At 68.3% G+C, this 26953-nt stretch carries 25 protein-coding genes; 19 read left to right on the top strand and 6 right to left on the bottom strand.

The features are described 5' to 3' along the window. Window positions 1-157: 157 nt before the first annotated feature. Together GRS48_RS14290 and pheA are read left to right on the top strand one after the other, a co-directional pair. Window positions 158-1153, top strand: coding sequence for a radical SAM protein (locus GRS48_RS14290; protein ID WP_159487702.1), 996 nt, complete (start codon window positions 158-160; stop codon window positions 1151-1153). Window positions 1154-1216: 63 nt separating this feature from the next. Continuing rightward, complete coding sequence (gene pheA / locus GRS48_RS14285) at window positions 1217-2023, top strand: prephenate dehydratase (RefSeq protein ID WP_159487700.1); 807 nt, start codon at window positions 1217-1219, stop codon at window positions 2021-2023. A gap of 60 nt (window positions 2024-2083) precedes the next feature. Here pheA and GRS48_RS14280 read toward each other — a convergent pair whose 3' ends face one another. After that, window positions 2084-3703, bottom strand: a complete 1620-nt coding sequence (locus GRS48_RS14280; protein ID WP_321168473.1) for a tRNA(Ile)(2)-agmatinylcytidine synthase — start codon at window positions 3701-3703, stop codon at window positions 2084-2086. Window positions 3704-3861: 158 nt separating this feature from the next. Between GRS48_RS14280 and GRS48_RS14275 the strand changes: the two genes are divergently transcribed. Next, window positions 3862-4833, top strand: a complete 972-nt coding sequence (locus GRS48_RS14275) for a transcriptional regulator (protein ID WP_159487698.1) — start codon at window positions 3862-3864, stop codon at window positions 4831-4833. Between the two features lie 73 nt (window positions 4834-4906). Here the strand turns inward: GRS48_RS14275 and minD are convergent, their stop codons facing one another. Next, a complete protein-coding gene (minD, locus tag GRS48_RS14270) occupies window positions 4907-6472 on the bottom strand; it encodes a cell division ATPase MinD (protein WP_159487696.1) in 1566 nt (521 codons plus the stop codon). Window positions 6473-6652: 180 nt separating this feature from the next. On the opposite strand from minD, the gene ahaH reads away from it, so the two are divergent. The 10 genes from ahaH to GRS48_RS14220 all read left to right on the top strand — a co-directional run bounded on the left by ahaH (window position 6653) and on the right by GRS48_RS14220 (window position 15972). Further along, entirely contained in the window at window positions 6653-6991 is a 339-nt protein-coding gene (ahaH, locus tag GRS48_RS14265) for an ATP synthase archaeal subunit H (RefSeq protein ID WP_159487694.1), read from the top strand. Window positions 6992-7012: 21 nt separating this feature from the next. Next, window positions 7013-9172 carry a V-type ATP synthase subunit I gene (locus GRS48_RS14260; protein WP_159487993.1) on the top strand — a complete coding sequence of 720 codons (2160 nt, stop codon included), beginning with the start codon at window positions 7013-7015 and terminating at the stop codon, window positions 9170-9172. A 209-nt stretch (window positions 9173-9381) separates the two neighbouring features. Next, window positions 9382-9630 carry a hypothetical protein gene (locus tag GRS48_RS14255; RefSeq protein WP_159487692.1) on the top strand — a complete coding sequence of 83 codons (249 nt, stop codon included), beginning with the start codon at window positions 9382-9384 and terminating at the stop codon, window positions 9628-9630. Between the two features lie 19 nt (window positions 9631-9649). Beyond that, a complete protein-coding gene (locus tag GRS48_RS14250) occupies window positions 9650-10228 on the top strand; it encodes a V-type ATP synthase subunit E (protein WP_159487690.1) in 579 nt (192 codons plus the stop codon). After that, window positions 10225-11271, top strand: a complete 1047-nt coding sequence (locus GRS48_RS14245; RefSeq protein WP_159487688.1) for a V-type ATP synthase subunit C — start codon at window positions 10225-10227, stop codon at window positions 11269-11271. The genes GRS48_RS14250 and GRS48_RS14245 overlap by 4 nt, the downstream gene beginning before the upstream one ends. Then, window positions 11268-11597: a V-type ATP synthase subunit F gene (locus GRS48_RS14240; RefSeq protein ID WP_159487686.1), complete on the top strand. Its 330-nt coding sequence runs from the start codon at window positions 11268-11270 to the stop codon at window positions 11595-11597. The genes GRS48_RS14245 and GRS48_RS14240 overlap by 4 nt, the downstream gene beginning before the upstream one ends. Window position 11598: 1 nt before the next feature. After that, window positions 11599-13371 carry a V-type ATP synthase subunit A gene (locus GRS48_RS14235; RefSeq protein WP_159487684.1) on the top strand — a complete coding sequence of 591 codons (1773 nt, stop codon included), beginning with the start codon at window positions 11599-11601 and terminating at the stop codon, window positions 13369-13371. Between the two features lies 1 nt (window position 13372). Continuing rightward, a complete protein-coding gene (locus tag GRS48_RS14230; RefSeq protein ID WP_159487682.1) occupies window positions 13373-14800 on the top strand; it encodes a V-type ATP synthase subunit B in 1428 nt (475 codons plus the stop codon). A 5-nt stretch (window positions 14801-14805) separates the two neighbouring features. Continuing rightward, window positions 14806-15504 (top strand): V-type ATP synthase subunit D, encoded by a 699-nt coding sequence (locus GRS48_RS14225; RefSeq protein WP_159487680.1) that lies wholly within the window; start codon window positions 14806-14808, stop codon window positions 15502-15504. Between the two features lie 66 nt (window positions 15505-15570). Further along, window positions 15571-15972, top strand: coding sequence for a DUF6276 family protein (locus tag GRS48_RS14220; protein ID WP_159487678.1), 402 nt, complete (start codon window positions 15571-15573; stop codon window positions 15970-15972). A 351-nt stretch (window positions 15973-16323) separates the two neighbouring features. Here the strand turns inward: GRS48_RS14220 and GRS48_RS14215 are convergent, their stop codons facing one another. Then, on the bottom strand, window positions 16324-17700 hold the full coding sequence (locus GRS48_RS14215; protein WP_159487676.1) for a hemolysin family protein: 1377 nt from the start codon (window positions 17698-17700) through the stop codon (window positions 16324-16326). A gap of 168 nt (window positions 17701-17868) precedes the next feature. Between GRS48_RS14215 and GRS48_RS14210 the strand changes: the two genes are divergently transcribed. Next, window positions 17869-18150 carry a glutathione S-transferase N-terminal domain-containing protein gene (locus GRS48_RS14210; RefSeq protein ID WP_159487665.1) on the top strand — a complete coding sequence of 94 codons (282 nt, stop codon included), beginning with the start codon at window positions 17869-17871 and terminating at the stop codon, window positions 18148-18150. Continuing rightward, a complete protein-coding gene (locus tag GRS48_RS14205) occupies window positions 18151-18660 on the top strand; it encodes a redoxin domain-containing protein (RefSeq protein WP_159487663.1) in 510 nt (169 codons plus the stop codon). 129 nt (window positions 18661-18789) lie between these two features. On the opposite strand, the gene GRS48_RS14200 is transcribed toward GRS48_RS14205, so the two are convergent. Then, window positions 18790-19272, bottom strand: coding sequence for an RNA-binding protein (locus GRS48_RS14200; protein ID WP_159487661.1), 483 nt, complete (start codon window positions 19270-19272; stop codon window positions 18790-18792). A gap of 116 nt (window positions 19273-19388) precedes the next feature. Between GRS48_RS14200 and GRS48_RS14195 the strand changes: the two genes are divergently transcribed. The 3 genes from GRS48_RS14195 to GRS48_RS14185 all read left to right on the top strand — a co-directional run bounded on the left by GRS48_RS14195 (window position 19389) and on the right by GRS48_RS14185 (window position 22903). After that, window positions 19389-19697 carry a hypothetical protein gene (locus GRS48_RS14195; protein WP_159487659.1) on the top strand — a complete coding sequence of 103 codons (309 nt, stop codon included), beginning with the start codon at window positions 19389-19391 and terminating at the stop codon, window positions 19695-19697. 188 nt (window positions 19698-19885) lie between these two features. Next, complete coding sequence (locus tag GRS48_RS14190) at window positions 19886-21187, top strand: ribonuclease catalytic domain-containing protein (RefSeq protein WP_159487657.1); 1302 nt, start codon at window positions 19886-19888, stop codon at window positions 21185-21187. A gap of 57 nt (window positions 21188-21244) precedes the next feature. Then, window positions 21245-22903 (top strand): GAF domain-containing sensor histidine kinase, encoded by a 1659-nt coding sequence (locus tag GRS48_RS14185; protein ID WP_159487655.1) that lies wholly within the window; start codon window positions 21245-21247, stop codon window positions 22901-22903. An 11-nt stretch (window positions 22904-22914) separates the two neighbouring features. On the opposite strand, the gene GRS48_RS14180 is transcribed toward GRS48_RS14185, so the two are convergent. Next, window positions 22915-24231 carry an MFS transporter gene (locus tag GRS48_RS14180; protein WP_159487653.1) on the bottom strand — a complete coding sequence of 439 codons (1317 nt, stop codon included), beginning with the start codon at window positions 24229-24231 and terminating at the stop codon, window positions 22915-22917. Window positions 24232-24318: 87 nt separating this feature from the next. Continuing rightward, window positions 24319-25083, bottom strand: coding sequence for an IclR family transcriptional regulator (locus GRS48_RS14175; protein ID WP_159487650.1), 765 nt, complete (start codon window positions 25081-25083; stop codon window positions 24319-24321). Between the two features lie 417 nt (window positions 25084-25500). Here GRS48_RS14175 and GRS48_RS14170 point away from each other — a divergent pair, with 417 nt between their 5' ends. Then, window positions 25501-26952, top strand: coding sequence for a short-chain fatty acid transporter (locus GRS48_RS14170; protein WP_159487648.1), 1452 nt, complete (start codon window positions 25501-25503; stop codon window positions 26950-26952). Window position 26953: the final 1 nt, after the last annotated feature.

Raw genomic sequence — 26953 nt, 5'->3', positions numbered from 1 at the left:
ATGCCTTCGGCTCGCACGATCGCCGTCGCCCCCACCCCCGATTCCACGTGTCGCGTCGGTTCCGGGCCTGCCGATTCCGCTCCCGCATGTCACTCGTTCTCTCCCGCTATCGTCGCTTCGGTCGATTTTTGAGGCCTGAGACGGTATCAGAGGATAGATGATCTCCAAGGGCTGTGAACAGTGCGCCAAGGGCGGGAAGATGGTGCTGTTCGTCTACGGCTACTGTGACCAGCGGGACTGTTTTTACTGTCCGCTCGGGGAGAACCGGAAGAACGTCACGGACGTGTACGCCAACGAGCGGAAGGTCGAGTCCGACGCCGACGTGATCGAGGAGGCAAAGCGCATGAGCGCGCTCGGCACCTCGATCACCGGCGGGGAGCCCCAGGAGGCGATGGCGAAGACGTGTCGGTACCTCGAACTGCTCAAAGACGAGTTCGGCGAGGACCACCACACCCACCTGTACACCGGGATCCCGGGCGGGCGCGAGAACATGCGCCGACTGAGCGAGGCCGGGCTGGACGAGATCCGCTTCCACCCGCCCCTGGAGCTGTGGGGCGACATGCACGGAACGGAGTGGGAGGAGATCCTGTACATCGCCCGCGAGGAGGGGCTCACGCCAGCCTTCGAGATTCCGGGCATCCGCCCGGAGACGGAGTTCCTCGAGTTCCTCGACGAGGGCGCGGCCGACTTCTGTAACGTCAACGAGTTCGAGATGAGCGACGGCAACTACCGCCGGATGCAGGAGGAGGGCTTCGAGCTGCAGGAGGGTCACATGTCCGCCGTCGACGGGTCGAAATCGGAGATCCTGGAGGAGATGGCGTCCCACGAGAAGGTGTACTTCTGCACCTCGGTGTTCAAGGACGCCGCCCAACACCGCAACCGGCTCAAGCGGATGGCGAACAACCTCCGCCGGGAGTTCGACGAGGTGACCGACGACGGCACGCTCGTCTACGGAAAGACGTACGCCGACCCGGGACGCTTCGAGGCGCTCGGCGTCCCCGAGGAGTTCTACACCGTCAAGACGAACCACGTCGAGGTGGCGTGGTGGCTGTTGGAGGAGATGGTCGAGGCGGGCGACCTGGACGCCGGCGAGATCGTCGAGCAGTACCCGACCGCCGACGGGACGGTCGTCGAGCGCACGCCGGTGGCCTGACGGGGCGCACGACCGTTCCGGCCCCCGCCACCCTTTTGAGGGCCGGTCGTCTGCGTACAGGCGATGAACGCCGTCACGCTCGGCCCCGCCGGCACGTACTCACACCGTGCGGCCCGGGCCGTCGCCGCCGAGGTGTCGTTCCGCGAGTCGGTCACCGCCATCGTCGACGCCGTCGCCGACGGCGAGTTCGAGCGCGGGGTCGTCCCCATCGAGAACAGCATCGAGGGGTCGGTCACGGAGAGCCTCGACGCGCTCGCGGACTACGACGTCGCCGTGACGAAGGAGATCGTCACGCCGATCAGACACGCGCTGCTCGCGCAGTCCTCGGAGTTCGAGGTCGTCGCCAGCCACTCGCAGGCGCTCGCACAGTGCCGGAACTGGCTTGAGGCCACCCACCCGGGCGTCGGGTTGGAGGCGGTCGCCTCGACGGCTCGCGGCGTGGAGCGCGCCCGCGAGGACGCCCGGGTCGCCGGGATCGGCCACCCCGACAACGCGGGGGACGACCTCGAGATCCTCGCCGAGGACATCCAGGACCGCACGTCGAACGCGACCCGGTTCCTCGTCGTCGCGCCCGCCGAGGCGCGATCGGACGCGGGCGGGAAGACGACGCTGATCGTCTACCCGAACGACAACTACCCGGGGCTGTTGTTGCGGCTCCTCGAGGCGTTCGCGGACCGGAACCTGAACCTCTCGCGGATCGAGTCGCGCCCGAGCGGCGAGCGGCTCGGCGACTACCTGTTCCACTTCGACGTCGACGCCGGGCTCTACGAGGAGCGGATGGCGGCGGCGGTCGAGGAGGTCTCGGGCATCGCCGAGAAGGGGTGGGTCCGCGTGCTCGGCTCGTACGACACCCAACACGTCCTGGAGTGACCCGACCCAGGGGTGGTGTGCACCCCCGTTTCGGCCGTCGTTCCGCGCCGTTCCGAGCGGCTACCGCTCCGGGTGAACCGGTCCGTCGAAGCCGCCCCTGATAAGCGGCTTCGCGACGTGTCGACGCGCCGCGGGCGGCACCTCGTACCACCCGAGCGACAGCGCCCGGTCGATCGGGCGGTCGGTCTTCCCGGGGGCGTCCGTTCCGCAGTCGCGACAGCGGTATCCCTGACCGCGTCCGGCCGACGACATCGTTCGTTCACAGTCGGGACACGTTGGCGTCGCCGGCTCCGTCCGGACGAGCCCGCGAACCGCGAGCTTCTCCAGTTTCAGCGTCTCCCGTGGCGCGACCGTGTCGCTTCCGTTTCCGTCTCCGTTCCCGTCGCGATCTCCGTCCCTGCCTTCGCTCCCGTCGCGGTCGGTGCCGGCACCGCCCCCGTCGTAGTCTCCGGCTCCGGACGCGGGGTCGACGGGACGGATCGCACACTCGCCACAGACCGTCACGCGGTCGCCCGGACGGAGCGCGCGGACGTGCTCGCGGAACCGGCCGGTCGGCGCGAAGGCGACACAGCGGAGCGGCGGTGCCCCTCCGTCCCCTTCGTCCCGTCGGGCCTCTTTTTCCCTCTTTTCGCCCTTTTCGCCCTTTTCCCTCTCCTCCGGGAGCGCGGCCACGTCGACGTGGACGTGCCCCCCGCGTCTCGTCTCGGGCTCGCTCGCGACGACCCCGTCGACGCGGTACCCCGCGCCGTCGCGCAGGTCCCCGATCCCCCCGGCGGCGAGGTGGACGTCGGCCCCCTGGTTCGTGTGGAACGTCGCCGCCCGGTCGACGGGCTCGCTTCCGATCCGCTCCGCGACGGTCCGGCACGCGTCGGGGTCGTCGCCGCGGATCCCGTGGAGGATCGGCCCCGGCGCGTTGGGGACGCAGACGGCCTCGCCGGTGCCCCTGTCGACGGTGTCCCAGACGGCCGGGTACCCCTCGTCGGCGGCGGCGAAGACGGCATCCACGTCGACGTCGCGGGGGGTCCCACAGCGGTGGAACTCCCGGTAGGAGATCCGCTCGATGGTCCAGTCGTCGAAGGCGGCGGGCGCGCCGACCGCCGCGAGAGCGCCGATCCGACCGCGTCCGATCACGGGATCCGGAGGGTCCCTGGTCCCCTCACCGGACCCGGCGTCCCTCTCATCGGCGTCTGGGTTCTCCCCGCCGAACTCGGCGTCCCCCTCGCCGAACCCGGCGTGGGAGAACCCGTGTGCGTCCGCGAGCGCGACCGCCTCGGCCACCGTCAGCCGGCGTCTGAGCGCGCGCCGGGCGAACGCCGCGACGTCGTCGGGGATCGTCGCCGACGCGTCGGCCGCCCCGAATCCGGGACCCGTGGGGACCGCGACGTCGAGGTCGGCGACGACGACGCCCGGCGAGGTCCGCGGGTCGTCGACGACCGCGAACTCGCGTACCGCCTCGCACGCGAGGTCGAACGCCGCTCGGGCGTCGAGGTCGGCGACACACAGCGCGACCGCGGCGTTGCCGCGCGTCTTGTGTTTCACCGCCGGGTTGAGTCGCACGAGGAGCCGGCGCTCGACGCGGCCGCCGGCCGCCGCGATCCGCTCGGCGAGCCGAACGGCCACGTAGGTCGTACACATCCCGTCCTCGCGGGAGTCCGTGTCGTCGATGGCGACGATCGTCACGCCCGCTCTTGCCCGTTCGCGAACAAGCCGTTTTCGGCACAGATAGGCTATATAAACGTTCTCCTTCTCGAGAGCGAGGAAACCGCAGGGCGGCGGTAGCGTCCGTCCTGCGCCGACCGACAAAACGTATATATATGACGAGCGGCTTACCATCGGACATGTCCCGGACTGCGCTCATCGGCAACGTCACCGCGATGCTGGAGGACGCGGGCTTCCTCGTCAGCGATCGCTGTGCGGTCCGGCCCAAGAGCTTCGACGTGGCGGCGCGGCGCGAGGCGGACCTCGTGCTCCTGAAGATCCTCGGGAACGTCGACGCGCTCGACGCCGAAACGGGCGCGGAGATGCGCCGTCTCGGCGAATACCTCGACGCGACGCCGATGGTGGTCGGGCTCCGCACCCGCGACGAGGACCTGAAACCGGGCGTGGTTTACTTCAGACACGGGGTCCCCGTGTTCAACCCGGACACCGCCTACGAGCTGTTCGTCGAGGGGATGCCCCCGCTCATCTACGCCGCCCCGGGCGGGCTGTACGTCAGCCTCGACGGGGACTTGCTCGCGGACGAGCGCGAGGAACGCGGCTGGTCGCTCGGCCGGCTCGCGACCGAGCTCGGCGTCTCCCGGCGGACCGTCTCGAAGTACGAGGACGGGATGAACGCCTCCATCGAGGTGGCGGTCCAGCTCGAGGACCTGTTCGAACAGCCGTTCTCGAGCCCGGTCGACGTCCTCGAGGGGGCGGGCGACGTGCGCGAGGCCGAGCCGACGCCCGCCGCGCCCGACGCCGACCCCGACGACGAGCACGTGGTCCACGTGCTCACCAGCGCGGGCTTCACCGTCCACCCGACCGCGAGAGCGCCCTTTAAGGCGGTCTCGGAGGACGACGACGGCCCCGCGATGCGAATGCTCACCGGCCACTCGGAGTTCACCCGCGCCGCGGAGAAGCGCGCGCGGATCATGTCTTCGATCGGCCAAGTGGCACACACTCGATCGGTGTACTTCACGGAGGAGACGCCGAAACGAGAGTCCGTCGACGGCACCGCCCTCGTTTCGTGTGAGGAGCTCGCCGACATCTCCGACCCCGAGGAGATCCGCGACCTCATCCGCGACCGCGCCGAGACGCCCTCGGAAGCATAACCTATCCTCCACCGGATCACGCGGTCCTCCGCGTCTCCCGCCCGACGTGTCGTCGCTCCGGGTACTGGCGTGTCTATCGACCGAACAGGCGGCTGAAGAATCCGCCCCGCTTCTTCGAGTCGTCCGCCTCCTCGTCATCGTCCTCCGCTCGCGTCAGCTCCGTCTCCATCCCGCCGTCGTCGTCGCGGAACGGGACGCTGCCCGCGAGCTCGTCGTCGCTGTCGTCCGTTTCGTCGGGCTCGGTCGGGGAACTCCCGCCGTTGCCGGCCGTTTCGGCTGCGATGTCGTCCCGCCCCTCCGCGTCGGGGATCCCGGCGTCCGGCTCCTCGTCGACCTCCGCGTGGTCGTCGACCGCGGCGTCGTCATCGACCGCGGCGTTGGCGGCGTCCGCGCCGTCCGTGGTGTCCGCGGGCTCCGAAGCCACCGATTCGCCCGATGCTTCTTCGTCGCCGTCGGCGGGGTCTCGGTCGCCGTTGACGGCTTCCGAGTCCGCGGCGGTTTCCTGGCCGTCGGTCCCGTCCGTCCGATCGGCGAGGGTACCCGTCTCGTCCCTCCCGTCCGATCGCCGTTCGTCAGCGTCCCCTCCGGCGACGATGATCTCCTCCCCGTCGCCCTCCTCGACCACGCCGACCGGTCCGGCGTCGGCGACGATGACGTCCTCGTCCGGATCGGGGTCCGATCCGTCCGCCTCGTCGTCGCCGGCGCGGTCTTCGCCGTCCTCGTCATCGACTTCGGGCTCCGGCTCGTCGTCATCGACTTCGGGCTCCGGCTCGTCGTCCGCGTCCGTCATCTCGTCCGCGTCCCCCGTGCCTCCCGGGTCGTCCACGCCCCCCGCGTGGTCGCGACCGGTCACGCCGATCGGCGCGGCCGCGCCTTCGGATCGGGTTTCGCCCGATTCTCTCTCGTCGCTGTCGGCGCTTTCGGGCGACGGTTCCGGGATCGCCTCGCCCGTGAGCGTCCGTGCGAGCTCGCGGTACGCGCGGCTCGCTGGGGCGTCGGGGTCGAAGCGGACGACGCTCTCGCCCGCCCGGTCGGCGCGGCGGATCGCGGCGTCCTCGGGGATCCGACCGAGCACCGGGGCGTCCAACACCGCGGCGACGACGTCCGGGTCGGGGTCGTCGGGGTCGACGCGAGTGATCGCCGCGCCGGCGACGGTGCCGCCGAGCCGGTCGGTGAGCTGGCGGGTCTTCTCCGTGTCGCCGAGCGCGTCGCGCTCGGGCGTGGAGACGAGCAGGGTCCGGTCGGCCAACGCGAGCGGGAGCGTCGAGTCGTGCGAGAGGCCCGCGCCCGCGTCGAGCAGCACGTAGTCGGCGTCGTCGAAGGCGTCGACGACCTCACGCAGCCCCGAGGGGTCCGCCGCGGCGTACGCGTCGAGGGCGACCTCGCCCGGGACGACCCGCAGCCCGTCGGGCCCCTCGTGGACCGCGTCGGTCGGGTCCGCGCGCCCGGCGAGCACGTCGTGGATCGTCGTCTCCCCCGTTTCGACGCCGAGCGCGCCCGCGAGGTTCGCCATCCCGATGTCGGCGTCGACGGCGACGACGTCGGCGCCCGCCCCGGCCAGGACCGTCGCCAACGCCGCGGTCGTGGTGGTCTTGCCGACGCCACCCTTCGCCGACGCGACCGCATACACCGTTGTCATACCGTCAGGGTCCGGCGACTGCTACTTAAATGTACGCGGCGCGTCCGGCACTTAAAAAACCCGCGCCCCGTCCGACCACACCGGAGACCCCCCGATACCGCTCGACACCCGGCGTCAACCGCCACGCGCTTTCGCAAACACCTTATACGTCGCTCGTGCAGTTTCGGACGATTAGTGAGTATGGCGAGACCAGAGGTGCTCGACCGGATCAAGGAGGCCGAGAGTGAGGCGGACGAGATCATCGCGGCGGCGGAAGCCGACGCTGGCGAGCGCCTCGCGGAGGCCCGGCAGCGCGCGGACGAGATCCGCTCGGAGGCCGAACGGGAGGCGTCAGCCGAGGCCGACGAACGGCTGGCGACCGCCCGCGAGGAGCTCCAGAACCGTCGCGAGGAGATCCTCGAGGCGGGGCGTGCCGACCGCGACGCGCTCGAACGCGAGGCGCGCGAACGGGTCGACGACGCCGTCGACTACGCCGTCGAACGGTTCGAGGACGCGGTGAACGAACAGACGGAGGTATGAATGGCGCTTAGACCCGAGCGGATGAGCAAGGTGTCGGTGACGGGGTCGAAACGCGTCATCGACGAGGTCATCGAGGCCACCTACGACCACCACTCGTTACACGTCACGGACTACGACGACCGATACGAGGGCTTCGAGCGCGGAACGTCGCTCTCGGGGGCCGAGGACGTCAACGAACGGCTCGTCACCGTCCGTTCCCTCGAGAGCATCCTCGACGTCGAGGGCGACGAGATCGACGCTGCGGGCGCGCTCGACGACGAGGACCTCGAGGCGCGGCTCGCCGACGTCCGTGAGGACGTCAACGAGCTCAACGAGGAGCGCGACGAGCTCCGCGCCGCCGTCCGGAACCGACAGGAGGAGATCGACCGGATGGGGCCGTTCGCCGAGCTCGGTATCGACCTCGACCTGCTGCGGGGGTACGACTCCCTCGAGGTCGTGGTCGGCGAGGCGAAGCCCGACGCGGTCGAGGCGGCGCTCGCGGACGCCGAGACGATCGCGGCGTTCGAGACGTTCGTCGGCGGCGGCGTCGTGGCGATCGTGGCGCGGCCGGCCGAGGGGGCCGGCCCCGGGGCGCTCCAGGACGCGCTCGTCGGCGTCGACGTCGCGTTCCTCGAGGTGCCCGACGCGGAGGCGAGCCCGTCCGAGTACGTCTCCGAGCTCGAACGCGAGCGCGCGGAGCTTCGGAGCGAGCTCGAGTCCGTCGACGCCCGGCTGGCCGCGGTCAAGGAAGAGGCGGCCGGCTTCCTGCTTCGTGCCGAAGAACAGCTGACGATCGAGGCCGAGAAGAAGCAGGCCCCGCTGTCGTTCGCGACCACCGAGAACGCGTTCGTCGCGGAAGGGTGGATCCCGACCGCCACGTTCGGCGAGTTCGAGGCGACGATCGCCGACGCGGTCGACGATCACGCGGAGGTCGAGGAGCTGGAGCGGGCGTCGTTCACGCCCGACGGCGACCACCACACGGAGCCGGTCCACGGGGGCGACTCCGGGTCCGACGCCGGACGCGAGGCGGCGACCGACGGCGGCCACGCGAAACGCGACGAGCCGCCGGTCGTCCAGGACAACGCCGGTGCGGCCGGCCCGTTCGAGCTGCTCGTCCAGGGCTTCGGGCGGCCGAAGTACTCGGAGTTCGACCCGACGCTTCTGGTGTTCCTCACCTTCCCGCTCATGTTCGGGTTCATGATCGGGGACCTCGGGTACGGGCTCCTTTACGCCGGCATCGGCGCGTTCATGTACCGCGCCTACGACGGCGCGATGCGCGAGATGGGCGCGGTCGCCATCTGGGCCGGCGCGTTCACGATGCTGTTCGGGATCTACTACGGCGTCGACGTCTTCGGGTACCACGCGTACCCGCTGCTCGGCATCGAGTCGTGGCCGATCTCCAAGGGGCTCTCGCCGGGTGCCACCGAGTGGGCGCTGGCGTGGCTCGTGGCGAGCGTGCTGTTCGGGATCCTGCACCTGAACGTCGGCTACGTGCTCGGCTTCGTTAGCCAGTACCAGCAGCACGACCTCAAACACGCGGTCTACGAGGGCGCCTCCTGGCTCCTGTTACTCAACGGGATCTGGGTCTGGATCTTCAGCCAGCACGTCCCCGGCCCTAAGCCCGACTTCATCTTCGATTCGGTGTCGGTGCTCACGCTCGGCGTCGTGAGCTTCGCGGGCTTCCCGGCGTGGATGGGCATCGCCGGCCTCGTTGCCGCGGTGCTCGGCGTCGTCCTGATCGCCATCGGCGAGCCCGCCGAGCTGCCCGAGGTGTTGGCCCCCGTGGTCAACGCCGTCTCGTACGCCCGGATCATGGCCGTCCTGCTCGCGAAGGGCGGGATGGCGCTCGCGGCCAACCTGCTCGCGTTCGGCGCCTACATCGACCAGGGCGGCGAGGGGAGCTTCAGCTTCATCTTCACGCCGAGTAACCTCGCGGACGTCCAAGAGCGGGCCGCCGCCGGCGAGGTCGAGCTCGTCTTCGCGGGCATGACGACGAGCCCGGACTTCACGGCGATCGGCATCGTCGGCGGGCTGCTCGTGGCCATCGTCGGCCACATCGTCGTCCTGCTGCTCGGCATCACGGCCGCCGGCATCCAGGGGATCCGCCTCGAGTACGTCGAGTTCTTCGGCAAGTTCTACCAGGGCGGCGGCGACGAGTACACGCCGTTCGGCTACGACCGGAAGTACACCGCCGAGGAGTAGTCGGGCTCGCGGGGTCGACGCCCGCGACCGACCGTCTTTATAAATACCCACTGGCGCGATAGCGCCGCCGATAGCATGTGAGAAGACCCCACAGACGTGGGTTTGAGAGCGCCTCTCCGTCGTTCGCGTCCGTTCGTTTTGGGAAGCTTTATGTCCACTGTGGAGGCAACTACGAACTGTTCGGAGACGAGCAACCGGAACTACTACCAATGCTTGAAGCTACCAACGAACTCGGGAACGTCGTACTGCAGGAAGGAACGCTGACCGACGGCGAGGCCGCGGCCGCGCTCGCGGTCGGCCTCGCGGCGCTGGGTGCCGGGTACGCGGAACGCGGGATCGGGTCCGCCGCGGTCGGCGCGATGGCCGAGGACGAGGACCTGTTCGTCAACGGCCTCATCCTGACGGTCCTGCCCGAAACGCTCGTTATCCTCGCGCTGGTCGTCGTCTTCCTGGTCTAACCAGCCCCCTTTCCAACCAATGAGTTTGGACACCGTCGTTGAGGACATTCGAGACGAAGCCCGCGCGCGTGCGGAGCAGATCCGCGAGGAGGCCGACGTCGACGCCGAAGGGATCGTCTCCGAGGCGGAGGCGGACGCCGAGCGTATCCGCGAGGAGCGGCTCGCGGCGGTCGAACGACAGATCGACCAGGAGCGCGAACAGACGCTGTCGTCCGCCAAGCTCGAGGCCAAACAGGAGCGGCTCGGCGCGCGACGGGACGTCCTCGCGGACGTCCGCGAGGGCGTCGAGGACGCCATCGCCTCGCTCGACGGCGACCGCCGCCGCGAGCTGACCGAGGCGCTGCTCGACGCGACGCTCGCGGAGTTCGACGGGGACGCCGACGTCGCCGTCTACACCCGCGCTGAGGACGTCGACCTGTTACAGGAGCTCGTGGCGGACCGCAACGCCGAGGTCGACGGCGAAGTCGACTGTCTCGGCGGCGTCGTCGCCGAGAGCGACACCTCCCGCGTTCGGGTGAACAACACGTTCGACTCGGTCCTGGAAGCCGTCTGGGACGACGAGTTGAAGAACCTCTCGGAGCGACTGTTCGACCAATGAGCGCCGTCGGCAGCTCGAACCCTGAGTACGTCGTCGCACGGGTCCGCGCCAGGCGCGGGAGCCTGTACAGCGACGAGGAGTACCGCAAGCTCACACGGATGAGCCCGTCGGAGATCGCCCGCTTCATGGAGGAGTCCACGTACGAGGCGGAGATCAACGCCCTCGGGAGCCGACACGCGGGCGTCGACCTCATCGAGTACGCGTTGAACCGAAACCTCGCGAAGCAGTTCGAGGGGATCTTAGACTGGAGCGAGGGCGGGCTGTACGACCTCATCGCTCGATACCTCCGGAAGTTCGACGCGTGGAACGTGAAGACGGTCATCCGTGGCGTGTACACGGGCGCGAGCCAGGAGGAGGTCGAGGTCGACCTCATCCGGGCCGGCGAGTTCGACGACCGTCGGATCCGACGGCTGCTCGAGGCCGACTCGATCGAGGCCGTCGTCGAGGTCCTCGAGGACACGATCTACGGGGCCCCGCTGCGCGAGGCGTACGCCGAGTACGAGGAGACTGACGTCCTCGTCCCGCTCGAGAACGCCGTCGACCGCGTCTTCTACGAGCGCCTGCTCGGGAACCTGCCGGGCGACGAGCCGACGCGCCAGTACGAGGCGTTCCTCAAGGCGGAAGTCGACTTCCGGAACGCGGACAACGCGCTCCGGCTCGCCCGTTCGGGCGCGGAGATCGACCCCGCCGAGTACTTCATCGAGGGCGGCGAGCTGTTCACCCGGGACACGCTCGCCCGCCTCGCGCGAAACCTCGACGAGCTCGTCGAGTACATCGCGGAGAGCCAGTACGCCGACGAGCTCGGTCCGGCGCTGCGCGAACTCGAGGAGGCGGACAGCCTCATCGCGTTCGAGCACGCGACCGACGCCGCACTGTTGGCGTACGGCGACCGGCTCGGGACGATCCATCCGGTGTCGGTGACGCCCGTCATCTCGTACATCCTCGCGAAGGAGCGCGAGGTCGAGAACATCCGGGCGATCGCCCGCGGGAAGGAGGCCGGGCTGCCGGCGAACGAGATCGAAGAGGAGCTGGTGATAACATGAGCCAGGAGATCGCCGTCGTCGGCAGTCCGGAGTTCACCACCGGCTTCCGGCTCGCCGGCGTCCGTAAGTTCGAGAACGTGCAGGAGGACGAGAAGCCGGATCGGCTCGACGACGCCGTCGAGCGGACCCTCGACGACGAGGGCATCGGCATCGTCGTCATGCACGACGACGACCTCGATCACCTCTCGCGGGGGACTCGCGAGCGGGTCGAGGGGAGCATCGAGCCCGTGCTCGTCACGCTCGGCGCGTCCGGTGCCGGAAGCGGCGGGCTACGCGACCAGATCAAACGAGCCATCGGTATCGACCTGATGGAGGAGGACGACTAATATGAGCAAAGCAGAATCCACGGAGACCACCGGCGACGGTGTTATCCAAAGCGTGAGCGGTCCGGTCGTGAGCGCCCGCGACCTCGACGCCCGCATGAACGACGTCGTCTACGTCGGCGACGAAGGACTCATGGGGGAAGTGATCGAGATCGAGGGCAACATCACGACGGTTCAGGTGTACGAGGAGACCTCCGGCGTCGGCCCCGGCGAACCCGTCGAAACCACGGGCGAGCCGCTGTCGGTCGACCTGGGTCCGGGAGTGCTGGACGCCATCTACGACGGCGTCCAGCGCCCCCTGGACGTGCTGGAGGAGAAAATGGAGAGCCCGTACCTCGACCGCGGGGTCGACGCCCCCGGCATCGACCTCGAGAAGGAGTGGGAGTTCGAACCCACCGTCGAGGTCGGCGACGAGGTTGGCCGCGGCGACGTGGTCGGGATCGTCGAGGAGACGATCACCATCGACCACAAGGTGATGGTTCCGCCGGACGCCCTCGAGGAGGACGAGACGACCGAGGTCGTCGCCATCGAGGCCGGTTCCTTCAACGTGACCGAGACGGTCGCGGAGCTCGAGAACGGCGAGACGGTCTCGATGCACCAGGAGTGGCCGGTGCGCGAGCCCCGCCCGTCGAACGAGAAGAAGACGCCCCGGACGCCGCTGGTGTCCGGACAGCGCATCCTCGACGGCCTGTTCCCCATCGCGAAGGGGGGGACGGCCGCCATCCCGGGTCCGTTCGGCTCCGGGAAGACGGTCACCCAACACCAGCTCGCGAAGTACGCCGACGCGGACATCATCGTCTACGTCGGCTGCGGCGAGCGCGGCAACGAGATGACGGAAGTGATCGAGGACTTCCCCGAGCTGGAGGACCCCGCCAACGGCAACCCGCTGATGGCCCGGACCTCGCTCATCGCGAACACCTCGAACATGCCCGTTGCAGCCCGTGAATCCTGTATTTACACGGGGATCACGATCGCGGAGTTCTACCGCGACATGGGCTACGACGTCGCGCTGATGGCCGACTCCACCTCGCGGTGGGCGGAGGCGATGCGCGAGATCTCCTCCCGGCTGGAGGAGATGCCCGGCGAGGAGGGGTACCCCGCGTACCTCGCCGCCCGCCTGGCGCAGTTCTACGAGCGTGCCGGCTACTTCGAGAACATCAACGGAACGGAGGGCTCCGTCTCCGCTATCGGCGCGGTGTCGCCGCCCGGCGGCGACTTCTCCGAGCCGGTCACGCAGAACACGCTGCGTATCGTGAAGACGTTCTGGGCGCTCGACGCGGACCTGGCCGAACGCCGGCACTTCCCGTCGATCAACTGGACCGAGTCGTACTCGCTGTACAAGAACCAGCTCGACCCGTGGTTCGAGGACGAGGTCGCCGACGACTGGGCGGAGAAGCGCCAGTGGGCGGTCGACGTGCTCGACGAGGAGACCGAGCTGCAGGAGATCGTTCAGCTCGTCGGGAAGGACGCGCTCCCGGACGATCAGCAGCTGACGCTCGAGGTCGCCCGCTACCTGCGTGAGGCGTACCTCCAGCAGAACGCCTTCCACCCGGTCGACACCTTCTGTCCCCCGGAGAAGACGTACCTCATGCTGACGACGATCGAGACGTTCAACGACGAGGCGTTCGACGCGCTGGAGGCGGGGGTCCCCATCGAGGACATCATCTCGACGGACTCCGCCCCGCAGATCAACCGGATCGGCGTGCAGGACGAGTACGAAACGTACGTCGAGGACCTCAAAGCGGAGATCGCCGAAGAGCTTCGGAGCCTCTACTGATATGAAAGAGTACCAAACAATCACCGAGATCAGCGGCCCGCTGGTGTACGCCGAGGTCGACGAGGCCATCGGCTACGACGAGATCGTCGAGATCGAGACGGCACAGGGGGAGACGCTGCGCGGACAGGTGCTCGAATCCTCGGAGGGCGTCGTCGCCATCCAGGTGTTCGAGGGCACTTCCGGGATCGACCAGAACGCGTCCGTCCGGTTCCTGGGCGAGACGATGAAGATGCCCGTCACCGAGGACCTCCTCGGACGGGTGCTCGACGGCTCCGGCCGCCCGATCGACGACGGTCCGGAGATCGTCCCCGAGGAGCGACAGGACATCGTCGGCGCGGCGATCAACCCGTACTCGCGGGAGTACCCGGAGGAGTTCATCCAGACGGGCGTCTCCGCCATCGACGGCATGAACACGCTCGTTCGCGGTCAGAAGCTCCCGATCTTCTCGAGTTCGGGCCAGCCACACAGCGACCTGGCGATGCAGATCGCCCGGCAGGCAAGCGTCCCCGAGGAGGACGAGAACGAGGGCGACGACGAGGACGGCTCCGAGTTCGCCGTCATCTTCGGCGCGATGGGCATCACGGCCGAGGAGGCCAACGAGTTCATGGCCGACTTCGAGCGCACGGGCGCGTTGGAGCGCTCTGTCGTCTTCATGAACCTCGCGGACGACCCCGCCGTCGAGCGGACGGTCACGCCGCGGATGGTGCTCACGACGGCCGAGTACCTCGCGTTCGAGAAGGACTACCACGTCCTCGTCATCCTCACGGACATGACGAACTACTGTGAGGCGCTCCGCGAGATCGGGGCGGCCCGTGAGGAGGTTCCGGGTCGACGTGGCTACCCCGGCTACATGTACACCGACCTGGCGCAGCTGTACGAGCGTGCGGGCCGGATCGAGGGCCGTGAGGGATCGGTCACGCAGATCCCGATCCTCACGATGCCCGGCGACGACGACACCCACCCGATCCCGGACCTGACCGGGTACATCACGGAGGGGCAGATCTACGTCGACCCCGACCTCAACAGCCAGGGGCTGCAGCCACCGATCAACGTGCTGCCCAGCCTGTCACGGCTGATGGACGACGGTATCGGCGAGGGACTCACCCGCGAGGACCACGCCGACGTGAAAGACCAGATGTTCGCGGCGTACGCGGAGGGCGAGGACCTGCGTGACCTCGTGAACATCGTCGGTCGCGAGGCGCTCTCGGAACTCGACAACAAGTACCTCGACTTCGCGGACGCCTTCGAGACGGAGTTCATCGATCAAGGGTTCGACACGGACCGAGACATCGAGGAGACCCTCGAGATCGGTTGGGACCTGCTCTCGATGCTTCCGACGGACGCGCTCAACCGCATCGACGAGGAGTTCATCGAACGACACTACCGCGAGGACGACTCCGAGCGGGAGATCATCGAGGCGGCGGACTAACCACCATGGCCAAGGACGTCAAGCCGACGCGCAAGAACCTGATGGCGATCGAGGACCGGATCGACCTGTCCGAGCGCGGCCACGACACGCTCGAACAGAAGCGTGACGGGCTCATCATGGAGTTCATGGACATCCTCGATCAGGCGCAGGACGTCCGTTCGGACATGGCGGACGACTACGAGCGGGCTCAGCGAACGATCGACATGGCCCGTGCGATGGAGGGCGACGTCGCCGTCCGCGGCGCGGCCGCGGCGCTGAAAGAACATCCCGAGATCACCACGCAGTCGAAGAACATCATGGGGGTCGTCGTCCCGCAGATCGAGTCCTCGAAGGTGAAAAAGAGCCTCGACGAGCGCGGCTACGGCCTGCTCGGCTCCTCCGCGCGGATCGACGAGGCGGCGGACGCCTACGAGGAGCTGTTGGAGACGATCATCCTCGCCGCCGAGGTGGAGACGGCGATGAAGAAGATGCTGACGGAGATCGAGACGACGAAGCGGCGGGTGAACGCGCTGGAGTTCACGCTCCTCCCGCAGCTGTACGAGAACCAGGAGTACATCGAGCAGAAGCTCGAAGAGCAGGAGCGCGAGGAGATCTTCCGGCTCAAGAAGATCAAGGCGAAAAAGGAGGACGAAGAGGCCGCTGAGGCCGCCGAAGCCGCCGAAGCCGCCGAAGCGGCGGACGCGGCCGAGACCGCGGACGCCTGATCCGTCCGCCTCCGTCCGCCCGCCCGCGTCGGTTCTTTTTACGCGTCGACGGCGTACGCGACAGCCATGTCCTGTTCACACTGCGGCGGCACGCTCGTCGCGTTCGTCGTTCCCGACGCGCTACGCGAGTACGCGCCCGCCCGCGAGAGCGCGATCTGTAACCGGTGTCTCCGGACCGTCGCCGGAAGCGACGCGGCGGGGGCGGCTGACCCGGACGCCGCCGGCGAGACGGCCGTCGACCTCTCGTCGGTCGACCCCGCGTTCCCGGAGGGCGAGGCGGGAGTCGCGCTGGCGCTCGTCTGCGGGCTGTTGGAGTCGTACGCGCTGAACCGGCCGGCGATCGAGGCGCTGTTGGCCCACGCCGAGCGGGAGGGTGCGGACGTCTTCCTCTTTTTCGACCGGCTCGACGGGTCGACGGCGGCGTTCGACCTCGACCGGCGGCGGGCGGCGCTGCTCGACGGGCTCTGATCGCGGCACGACGGTTCCGTCGGCGGTCGACGTTTCTCCGGGACTTATAAGCGGAACGAGCGGTCTCGAGGCCACCGCTGCGGAGTACGTCGTCACGGATCGGCAGGATCCGAGGGACGACGACCGACGAACGGCCTCGTACCTGCGTTGTCCCGCACGGCCCCGTACGGCTCCGCACGGCCCCGTACGGCTCCGAACGGCCCCGCACCGTTCCGTCGCCTCACCCTCCCCAGCCTCGCAGTCTGGGCCCGCCGGGCCCAGACTGCTCCCTCGCGCGCGTTGCTCGCGCGCGCCGACCGCAGCTGCTAGTTTATAAGTGAACGACGGTTCTCCGGATCGCCGAACCCGTCCTCAGCTCTGGTCGTCGGCCGACTCCTCGTCCTGCTCGTCGTCCTCGGCCGCCTCGTCGTCGGTTCCGTCGAGGACGGTGACGCGGGCCTTCATGATCCGGGTGTTGTCGACCTGCTCGATGCGGATCCGAACGCCGTCGAACTCGATCTCCTCGCCCTCCTCGACGAGGCGTCCGGCCCGGTTGAAGACGAACCCGGCGAGCGTCTCGAACTCCTCGCCCTCCGGGAGGTCGATATCGAGCATCTCGTTGACTTCGTCGATGTTCACCTCGCCTTGCACTAACGCGACGTTGTCGGCGACGAACTCGATCGGCTCGGGCTCGTCGCCCTCGAGGATGTCGCCGACGATCTCTTCGACCATGTCCTCGAGGGTGATGATCCCCTCCGTCGTGCCGAACTCGTCGATGACGATCACCATCTGGAGGCGGTTGTCCTGCATCTCCTCGAGGAGCTCGTCGGCGTTCTTCGATTCGGGGACGTGAAGCGTCGGTTTGACGACGCGTTCGAGCGAGGGTTCGCCCTCCGAGTAGCGCAGCTCGCGCACGAGGTCACGGACGGTGACGATGCCGACGATGTTGTCGAGGTTGCCGTCGAAGACGGGGACGCGCTCGTGGTCGGCGTGGATACACTTCTCGATGGCCTCCTCGACGGTCGCCTCCTTCGGGACCGCGGTGACGTCGAGTCGGGGCGTCATCACCTCCTTGGCGATGGTGTTGTTGAACCGGAAGATCCGGTCGAGCATCTCGCGCTCCTCCTCCTCGATGACGCCCTCGCGCTCGCCGGTTTCGATGATGTTCTGGATCTCCTCGCGGGTGACGTACGTCGACTCGATGGCGGCCCGGCCGCCGGTGAGTTTGTTGACGATCCGCGTGAGGTAATCGAAGAGGACGACCAGCGGATACAGCGCGGTCTCGGAGTACTTCAGCGGGCGGGCGATCTTCAGCGACCACGACTCCGTGTGCTCGACGGCGTACGACTTCGGGGCCGTCTCCGCGAACAGCAGGACGACGGCGGTGATCCCGAACGTCGTTAAGACGATCGTCAACAGCGCGCTCTCGACGTACACGCCGATGAGCGCGGTCGCGATGGAGGTCATCGCGATGTTGACGAGGTTGTTCCCGACGAGGATCGTCACCAGTAGCCGGTGTGGGTTCTCCTTCAGGTTTCGGATCGTCGTCGCGTGCTTGACGCCCTCGTCGACGAGGCTGTCGACGCGGTGTTTCGGCAGCGAGAACATCGCGATCTCCGAGGAGGAGAAGAACGCGGACATCCCGATCAGCACGACGATCACCGCGATACCCAGCAGCGTCACGACGGGTCCGTCCAATGCCGGTATCTGGAGGACGCCGGCTAGCAACGTGATCGACCACAAGCCCATTCTCATTGAACGTCCGTCGGGCGACGGTTAAAGGGTTGCCCTCGGTCCGTGACGGAGGGCGTCGACGGGAACGACCCGCGGAGGCGCTCGCGCTCCCACGGACAGGACGACCGCCCGGGCGGCTATGTCGTCGACACGGTTAGGTCGCTGGCGACCACACGGTTCCCCATGACGGAGCCATCGATCACCCTGTACCGGCTGCAGGCGTGTCCGTACTGTGAACGCGTCGTCCGGGCGCTCGACCGGCTCGACCTCGCGTACCGCTCGCGGTACGTGGAGCCGATGCACTCCGAGCGGAACGTCGTCAAGCGCGTCTCCGGCGCCCGAAGCGTCCCCGCGCTCGTCGACCGCGGAACGGGTGTGACGATGTCCGAGAGCGCCAACATCGTCGACTACCTCGAACGGACGTACGGCGACGCATCCGGGCCCGGAACGGCGGGGGCCGCCTGAATGGTCGACTTCGAGGTCGTTACGCTTCCGGACACGGACCACGTCGACGTGGGCGACGTCGCGCCCGACTTCACCCGCCCGCTCGTCGGGGCGGAGTACTGGGAGGACCGCGCGCTCGACGACGTCGTCGACGGGCCGACTCTGCTGCTGTTTCACCCCATGGACGGGGCGTTCCAGGCCACGTACCTGTACAAGGAGATCGACGCGCGCGGGTGGGTCCGCGACGTCGACGTGCTCGGCGTCTCGATCTCGACGCCGTACGAACACCGGTCCTTGCTGGCCGAGCGCGGGGCGGGGGTTCGCGTCTTCTCGGACCCGTCCGCGGACCTGATCCGCGAATACGGCGTCGCCCACGACATCGACGGGATGGCCGGGATCACGGAGGCGCGTCCGGCGGTCTTCCTGCTCGACGCCGACCGCCGCGTCCGGTACGCGTGGGTCGCGAGCGAGCACCCCGCGTCCCCGGATTACGACGCCGTCGACGCCGCCATCGATCGCCTCGTCGACTGACGCCGCCATCGATCGCCTCGTCGACTGACGCCGCCATCGATCGCCTCGTCGACTGACGTCGCCCTTGGGTCGGGGGCGTCGGGACCGGAGGGACGCCGAACCGACGACCGGGGACGGGTCGCCTGGACCTCAGATGGAGAACTCGTAGAGGTCGTCGCCGACGTGGTGGATCGACGCCACGACCTTGCCGCTGTCGCCGACCATCCCGTCGCCGTCGACGAGCGCGCGCCCGACGGCGAGGGCCTTCCCGTGCGTCTCCTCGGCGATCACGACGAGGTCGCCCTCGCGGATGGCCGTGTCGGCCTCGACGATCCCCGGCCGCATCACGTCCGCGCCGTCGGAGACGAACGAGATCGCGCCCGCGTCCACGGTGACGACGCCGTTTTCGGGCTCGTAGTCGTTCGCGCCCCTGACGGTGAGGAACGGCTCGTCGTCGTCGACGTAGAAGACGCTCGGGTCGCCGTCGACTAGCACGACCTCGTAGGGGGCGTCGACGAACTCCACGAACTCGAAGCTGTCCCCGTCGATATCGACGCCGAGGTGGTCGGCGATCGCCTCGCGGATCGCATCGATCTCGTCGCTCCGAAGGTGGTGGCGGGATTTCACCTGCATGGCCGATACGTCGCTCGCTCGGCCGATAAAGGGTCCGCTCCCCGACGAGAGCGGGGCGTCCGACGGCCGTCAGCCGCGCACCAAACGCTAAGTAGGCTCGCCACCAGGTGAGAGGCATGTGGCGCTCCCGGAGGAGCCGGGACCGGAGAACGGTCGTCTGCATCGCGTGCGGGGACTCAGTGCTGCGCGAGGACGCGCGTGAGTACGACAAGGAGGGGAACCGCTGGGACCGGCGGGACAAGTCGTTCGAGTACCTGTGTACCGGCTGTGACGACGGTATCTGCCACCAGCCGCGGGACGGTCTCGAATCGTTGCTCCTCTCCATCGAGTCGGACGGACTCTCCCGGGAGGAGTTCCTTCGACGGTACGCCGACGCCGTCGACGAGTCGGTCGGGTCGGAGACGCGCTCGGAACGCGACCGGTGACTGCTCGGCGTCCCCTCGAACGCTCACCGTCGCCTCTCCGCTTCCACCCCTTCCGCTTCCATCCCTCCGCTTCCGTCCCTCAGCTTCCATCCCTTCGCTTCCGTCCCTCCCGCTTCCGCCGATCGGCCCCACTTCAGCCGACCGCGCCGCCCGACAGGCCTTTCTAACGCACGCGCTTTGATCCCGGTATGAGTGACGACGAGCCGAAACCCGGGTCCGCCGAGGATCAGGGTCCCGTGAGGATCAGCGAGGAGTTGGCGAGCCAGCTGGCGGACAAACGCGAGGAGCTGTTCGAGGAGTTCGAGATCCGCGACGAGTTTCCCGCCGAGGTGCTCCGGGAGGCGGAACGCCGCACCGAGGGCGTCTACGACGAGATCGAATCGGAGATCGACGAGCGTCGCGACCTCCGCGACCTGACGACGTGGACGACCGACCCCGTCGACGCACAGGACTTCGACGACGCCGTCTCCATCGAACGCGAGGCGGACGCCTACCGCCTCTGGGTCCACATCGCCGACGTGACCCACTACGTCACGCCCGACACCGCGATGTGGGAGGAGGCGGTCCAGCGCGCGAACACGGTGTACTTGCCGGCGTACACGAACCACATGCTGCCGCCGGTCCTCGCCGAGACCGTCTGCTCGCTCGTCCCCAACGAGGACCGGCTCGCACACACCGTCGAGATGGAGATCGACGACGAGACGCTCTCGTTCGAGTCCATCGACATCTACAAGTCCGTCATCAACTCCGACGAGCGGCTCACCTACAAACAGTGTGAGAACCGCCTCGACGACCCGTCGCTCCCCCTCGGCGCGGAAAACGAGCTCGCGTTCGAGCTCGCCGACCGGATGCACGAACAGCGCAAGGAGGACGGCTCGCTCGTGTTGAACCCGCGTCGCGATCGCGCACACACCATCATCGAGGAGTCGATGCTGAAGGCGAACAAGGCCGTCACGCACACCCTGATGTGGGACCGTGGCGTCGAGGCGATGTACCGCGTTCACCCGCAGCCGACGCCCGACCAGTGGAACAACGCCTTAAAAGAGATCCAGGAACTCGACGGCGTCTCGATCCCCGGCGAGGCGTGGGGCGACGACCCGCGGAAGGCCGTCAACGCCGCGTTAGAGGAGTCGCCCGACCGCCAGCTCAACAAGATCCAGCGCGCGGTGTTGAAGGTGATGCCGCGGGCGAAGTACATGAACGATCCCTTCGGGGGACACCACGCGCTCAACTTCGACATCTACGGCCACTTCACGTCGCCGATCCGCCGGCTCTCGGACACGATCAACCACTGGATCGTCCACGAGAACGACGTCCCGGAGAACATCCTCGAGCTCTGTGACCACGCGTCCGACAAACAGAAGGACGGCGAGACCGCCGAGCGACAGTACAAGGGCTTCCTCCGGGAGGTCGGGCTCGACCCGCACGCCGTGAACAACCGCGGGCTGGAGGTCGTCGAGGACCCCGAAGAGGCGACGCACTCGGCGTAGCCGGCGATGGTTGAAAAGCCGAAAACTATGTATCGCTGACGCCGAGAGAACCGGTGAATGCCGCTCGCCGCGCGCGCGACTGATGACTCGCGAATCCCGTGGTCGATCCTCGCTCCCGGTATCGGTCTCTCGTTCGTCGCGATCCACGTCTTCCACCTGATCGCGCACGACGAGTCCCTCCTCTCGTCGGTGTTGGGTGCCGTGTTGCCCCTGTCTATCGCGGTGGTCGTCGTCACCGCCGGCGTGTGGGCCCACGAACAGGGGTTCTCCGCGGCGACGAACCGGCTGATCGCGTCGTGGACGATCCTCGGGACCGCCATCGCCGGGGCGCTCGCCGGGCTCGTGCTGCTTCACGGCGCGGTCGATGGGGTCAACGTCGACGCGGCCGTCTTCCTCGTCGCGAGCATCGCGACCGTCGGCGCGGCCGCGGGGGTGTTGATCGGCGTCAACGACGCGCTGCGGCGGCGACGGGTCGAACAGATCGCCTCGCTCCAGCGGGCCACCGGGCGGCTGCTGGCCGCGGAGTCGCCCGAGGCGGTCGCCCAGCAGGCGGTGCGGATCGCCACGGACGTCCTCGACCTCGGGATCAACGGCGTGTGGCTCGCGAACGACGAGGGGTCTGCTCTCCATCCGGCCGCGATATCCCGGCTCGGCGAGACCGAGTTCCAGGAGATCCCGGTGTACCGCCCGGGTAACAGCCTCTCGTGGGACGTGTTCGAGACGGGCGACGTCGAGCAGTACTCCGACCTCTCGGACCGGCCGGGGATCTACGACCCGAGCACGCGAGTGCGGAGCGAGATCGTCCTCCCGCTCGGGGTGTACGGCGTGATGAACGTCGGTAGCGTCACCGCCGACAGCTTCGACGAGACCGACGTGACGCTGGCGAAGCTGCTCGCGGAAACGACGACGGCCGCGCTCGAACGGGCCGACCGCGACGAGCAGCTCGAGCTCTGGGCGGCCGATCTGGAGCGACAGAACGACCGGCTCGACCGGTTCGCGAGCGTCGTTTCGCACGACCTCAGGAATCCGCTGTCGGTCGCACGCGGGTACACGGACCTCGCGCGTGCGTCGATGGGCGACGGCGACGTGGCGGGGGCGACGGAGCACTTGGGTCGGGTCGCGTCGGCCCACGAGCGGATGGACCGGCTCATCGAGGACCTCCTCGCGCTGGCGCGATCGGGCGGCCCCGTCGAGGAACCCGACCGCGTGCGACTCGCGGACGTCGCCCGGGAGACGTGGTCGCTCGTCGACACCGCGGACGCCACGCTCGCGCTCGGCGACGGCGTCGACGGGACGGTCGCGCTCGCCGACCGCACGCGGCTCCGGCAGGCGTTGGAGAACCTGTTCCGGAACGCGGTCGAACACGGCGGCGGGGCGGTGACCGTCAGGGTCGAGGTGACCACCGACGGGTTCGCCGTCGCCGACGACGGACCGGGTGTCCCGACGGCGGACCGCGAGAAGGTCTTCGAGACGGGGTTCACGACCGGCGGCGACGGGGTCGGGCTCGGCCTCGCGACGGTGCGACAGATCGCCGACGACCACGGGTGGGAGGTCGCGCTCGCGGACGGTTCGGACGGCGCTCGTTTCGAGTTCACGGGCGTCGAGTTCGACGGCTCCGGCGACTCCGCGGAGTCGGCTGACTCCTCCGACTCCACTGACTCCACTGACCCCACTGACTCCGCCGCTTCGGCCGAGTCAGTCGTCGAACCCGAATGAGCGCCTGCCGATCAGTCACGGCGCACGCCCAGCCGGACGACGGCCGTGGCGGCGATCGCGCCGAGGAAGGCGATCCCCGCGAGCACCATGAACAGCTCCCTTGCGGTCGCCACGGTGAGGACGAACCCCGCGAGACCGGCCCCCAACGAGCCGACGCCGAAGATCGCGAGGTAGGTGTAGCCGAACGAGAGCCCCCGCGCCTCCGACGTCGAGTAGGCGGCGACCGTCGCCTGGGAGAGGGGCTGGACGGTGAACAGCGCGACGCCCAACAGGACCGAGACGGCGAGGAACGACCACACCGCCCCGCTGGCCGGAACGAAGAGCAGCGCGAGCGTCCCGAGCACCGGCATGGCGTACACCAACGCCCGCTCCGCGGGGATCCGGTCGGCGATCCGGCCGCCGAGGTACTGTCCGAGGACGCCGACGGTCAGGATCAGTACGTAGAGGTATCGTGAGAGGTCGAAGTCGTCGGCGTACGGGCTCGACGGGTCGACCAACTGGACGTCGATCAGTCCGTCGACGACGCCGCCGAGTAAGTCCGGGAGGAACGTCAGGAACGCCCGGTAGTAGAGCCCGCTGAACGTCACGAACACCAACACCAATACGAACCCGAGCGTCATGAGGGTCCGCGTGTCTCGGACGATCGCGGCCAGCGCCCCCGTCCCGTCGTCTGCCCCCGTCCCGTCGTCCGCCTCCGTACCGCCGTCCGCGTCCGTGCTCCCGCCGTCGCTCGCGGTCGTTCCGTCGGCGTCGGCCGGGTCGGTCGCGTCCGTCAGCGCGGCGTCGACGTCGACGGTCAGCCCGTATCCGGCGACGATCAACGCCGGGATCGTGAGGAGGGCGGCGACGACCCGCCAGTCGAACGTGAGCAGCAACAGGACGGTCGCCAGCGGGCCGAGCGCGATCCCGAGGTTGCCGCCGATACCGTGGTAGCCGAGCGCGATCCCGCGGCGTTCGACCGCGTTCGAGAGGAGCGCGAGCCCCGCCGGGTGGTAGACGCTGGCGGTGACGCCCCACACCGCGATCGCGACCGCGAGCACCGGGAGGCTCGGAGCGATCCCCACGAGCAGGAACGAGCCGGCCATCCCGAGCAGACAGGCGAGGATCATCGGCTTCGAGCCGAACCGATCGACGAGCACGCCGCCGGGGAGCGCGCCCACGCCGAAGAGCCCGTACCCGACCGTGACGATCGCCCCCAACACCGCCGCGCTGGTCGAGAACTCGGCGACCCACACCGTCAACAGGATCGGGATCGACAGTTCGTACGTGTGGACGAGCCCGTGTGAGCCCGCGGTGAACGTCACGATCCGGCGCTCGACCGTGTCCATTCTCGATCGTCGTTCGCCACCCCGATGGATAACGTACGGGGTACGCGCCGCGGTTGCCGGGTTCCGTGGGGAACGGTTCGCGAACGGTTAATTCAGCAGCTCGAGCTCGAGCGCGTTGGCCGCACCCGTCACCGTCTCCGGGATCGTCTCCCGGAACCGATCGCCGCGGAGACGGTTCTTCGGCCCGGAGACGACGATCGATCCGAGGACCTCGCCGTCGAGACAGACCGGGCTCGCCACCGCCCGGAACCGGTCCAGCGACTCCCCGTCGTTGTACGCCACGCCCGTCTCGGCGACCGTCGCCAGCTCATCGAGCAGCCGGTCGGGGTCCGTCACGGTCGCGTCCGTGGACGCGGGCTGTCCGTGACGGTCGAGGATCTCCCGTACGCGCCCCTCGGACAGGTGCGCGAGGATCGCCTTTCCGGCGGCGATGTCGTGGAGGTGAAGACGCGCACCGAGTCTCTTGTACGGCTGGACCGCGAGGTCGCCCTCGGCTTTCCGGAGGCAGACCGCCTTCCCGTACTCCTCGACGACGAGCCAGACGATCTCCCGCGTCTCCTCGGCGACCTGTTCGAGGATCGGCCCCGCAGCGTCGTAGAGCGGATCGGCCCGCTGTGTGGCGACCCCGTGATCCAGGAACCGGAGACCGAGCCGGTAGGCCCCGTCGTCTTTGATCAGGTACTCCGCGTTCACCATCGACGAAAGGTATCCGTGGAGGGTGCTTCGGGGCATCTCCAGGTCCCTCGCCAGCTCGGTCAACGTCGCCTCCTCCCGATCTCGAAGCGTTTGCACGATCTCCAGCGTCCGTTCGCTCGCCTGTACCGTGGTCCCGCCCCCACGCTGGTCGACCATGGTCACCACTCCGGGTCGGCACGTATAGTGTTTGGGAGCACGTGGCGCGGCGTCGTTCGGAATGGCCGAAACCCTGTGACGGATCCGAGACGACGGTTTGGCTGTCACGGCGTTTCCCCGACGATCGTGGCCGGATCGAACGGGATCGGAGTCGAACACGCGGCCCGGCGGCTCCCTCGCCGAGGAGAACCCCGAAACACGCCGCTCCGTTTCGGCAATACCGAAACATAACAAATGACAAAAGAGATGAACACTTGTGGGTGATCGAGATATTGATCATCGCTATTTTTGAGAAAAAGCGGGACTCCGTCCGGCTATACGGGCGAGCGCTTCTCGAAGGTTCGTGATCGTCGATGATCCAAACTCTGACACGTCTGGAAAAACTTATAAACATGACTATTGTCCGTGGGGTTGTGCATGTCTAGCACGAACCCGGACCCAACACCGATACAGCAGTTCGGACAGTCGATGTCCGCCAGAGTCGAGCGATGGATGCCAAGTCCCTTCCTGTTCGCGATCATCCTGACGTACGTGGCGGCGGTCGCCGCGTTCCTCTCGGAGGGTGCCGGGGCGACGGAGCTCGCGCTCTCCTGGTTCGGCGGGTTCTGGTCCCTGCTCGAGTTCGGGATGCAGATGGTCCTGATCCTCGTGACGGCGTTCGTCGTCGCGTACCACCCGTGGGTAAAACGCGGGATCGACCGGCTCATCCGGATCCCGAACACCGGCCGCCAGTCGATCCTGCTCGTCGGGTTCATCGCGATGGTGACGGGCTGGATCTCGTGGGGGCTCGGCCTCATCGTCGGCGCGATCTTCGCGCGCGAGATGGGCGAGCTCGCCGAGCGGAAGGGGATGGCGGTCCACTACCCCCTGTTGTGTGTCGCCGGCTACCTCGGAATGAGCCTCACCTGGCATTGGGGGCTCTCCAGTTCCGCCGGGCTCCTGATGAACACCCCGGGCAACGTGTTCATCGAGCAGGGGGTCGTCGACGGCGTCATCAGCACGACACAGACGATCTTCCACCCGTACGCGCTGATCCTCACCGCGACCAGCATCGTCTACGCGCTGATCCTCCTCTACCTGCTTTCCCCGCCCAAGGACAACGCGCGGGGGATCTCCGAGTACGTCGACGTCGACCTCGAGGACGACGAGTTCGCGGACGACCCGACCGACGCGGCCGACGCACCCGACGACTCGGGCGTGGCCGCCGACGGCGGGGAGGACGCGTCGCCGACCCCGGCCGACCGCATCAACAACAGCAAGGTGCTCGGCGGGATCATCGCGCTCACGGGCGTCGCGGTCACGGGCTACACGTTCCTCACGCAGGGGCTCGGCGCGCTCGACCTGAACGTGCTCAACTTCGGGTTCATCATGGTCGGGCTCGCGCTGTACACGAGCCCGATCGACTACCTCGAGGAGTTCTACGAGGCCGTCCAGTCGAGCGCGGGGATCATCCTGCAGTTCCCCTTCTACGCCGGGATCATCGGCATCATGACGGGGACCGGGCTGGTCGACACGGTCACGGAGTTCCTGATCAGCATCGCCACGCCGCAGACGTTCCCGGTCATCGCGTGGATCACCGCGGGCATACTCAACATCTTCGTCCCCTCCGGCGGGGGCGAGTGGACGATCATCGGCGGCTCGATGCTCGAGGCCGGGGAGGCGCTCGGCGTCGAGCCGGGCCACACGATCATGGCGTACGCCGTCGGCGACGCCCACACGAACCTCTTCCAGCCGTTCTGGGCCATCCCGCTGCTGGCGATCACCGGCATGCGCGCCCGTGACATGTTCGGGTACGCGATCACGATGCTGCTGCTGTTGACGCCGTTCCTGGCGGTCATCCTGTACGTCCTGCCGTACAACGTGTTCTGAT

The sequence above is a fragment of the Halorubrum sp. JWXQ-INN 858 genome (genome assembly GCF_009806985.1).
Taxonomy (GTDB): Archaea; Halobacteriota; Halobacteria; order Halobacteriales; family Haloferacaceae; genus Halorubrum.
This window is presented reverse-complemented; position numbering and strand designations above follow the sequence as displayed.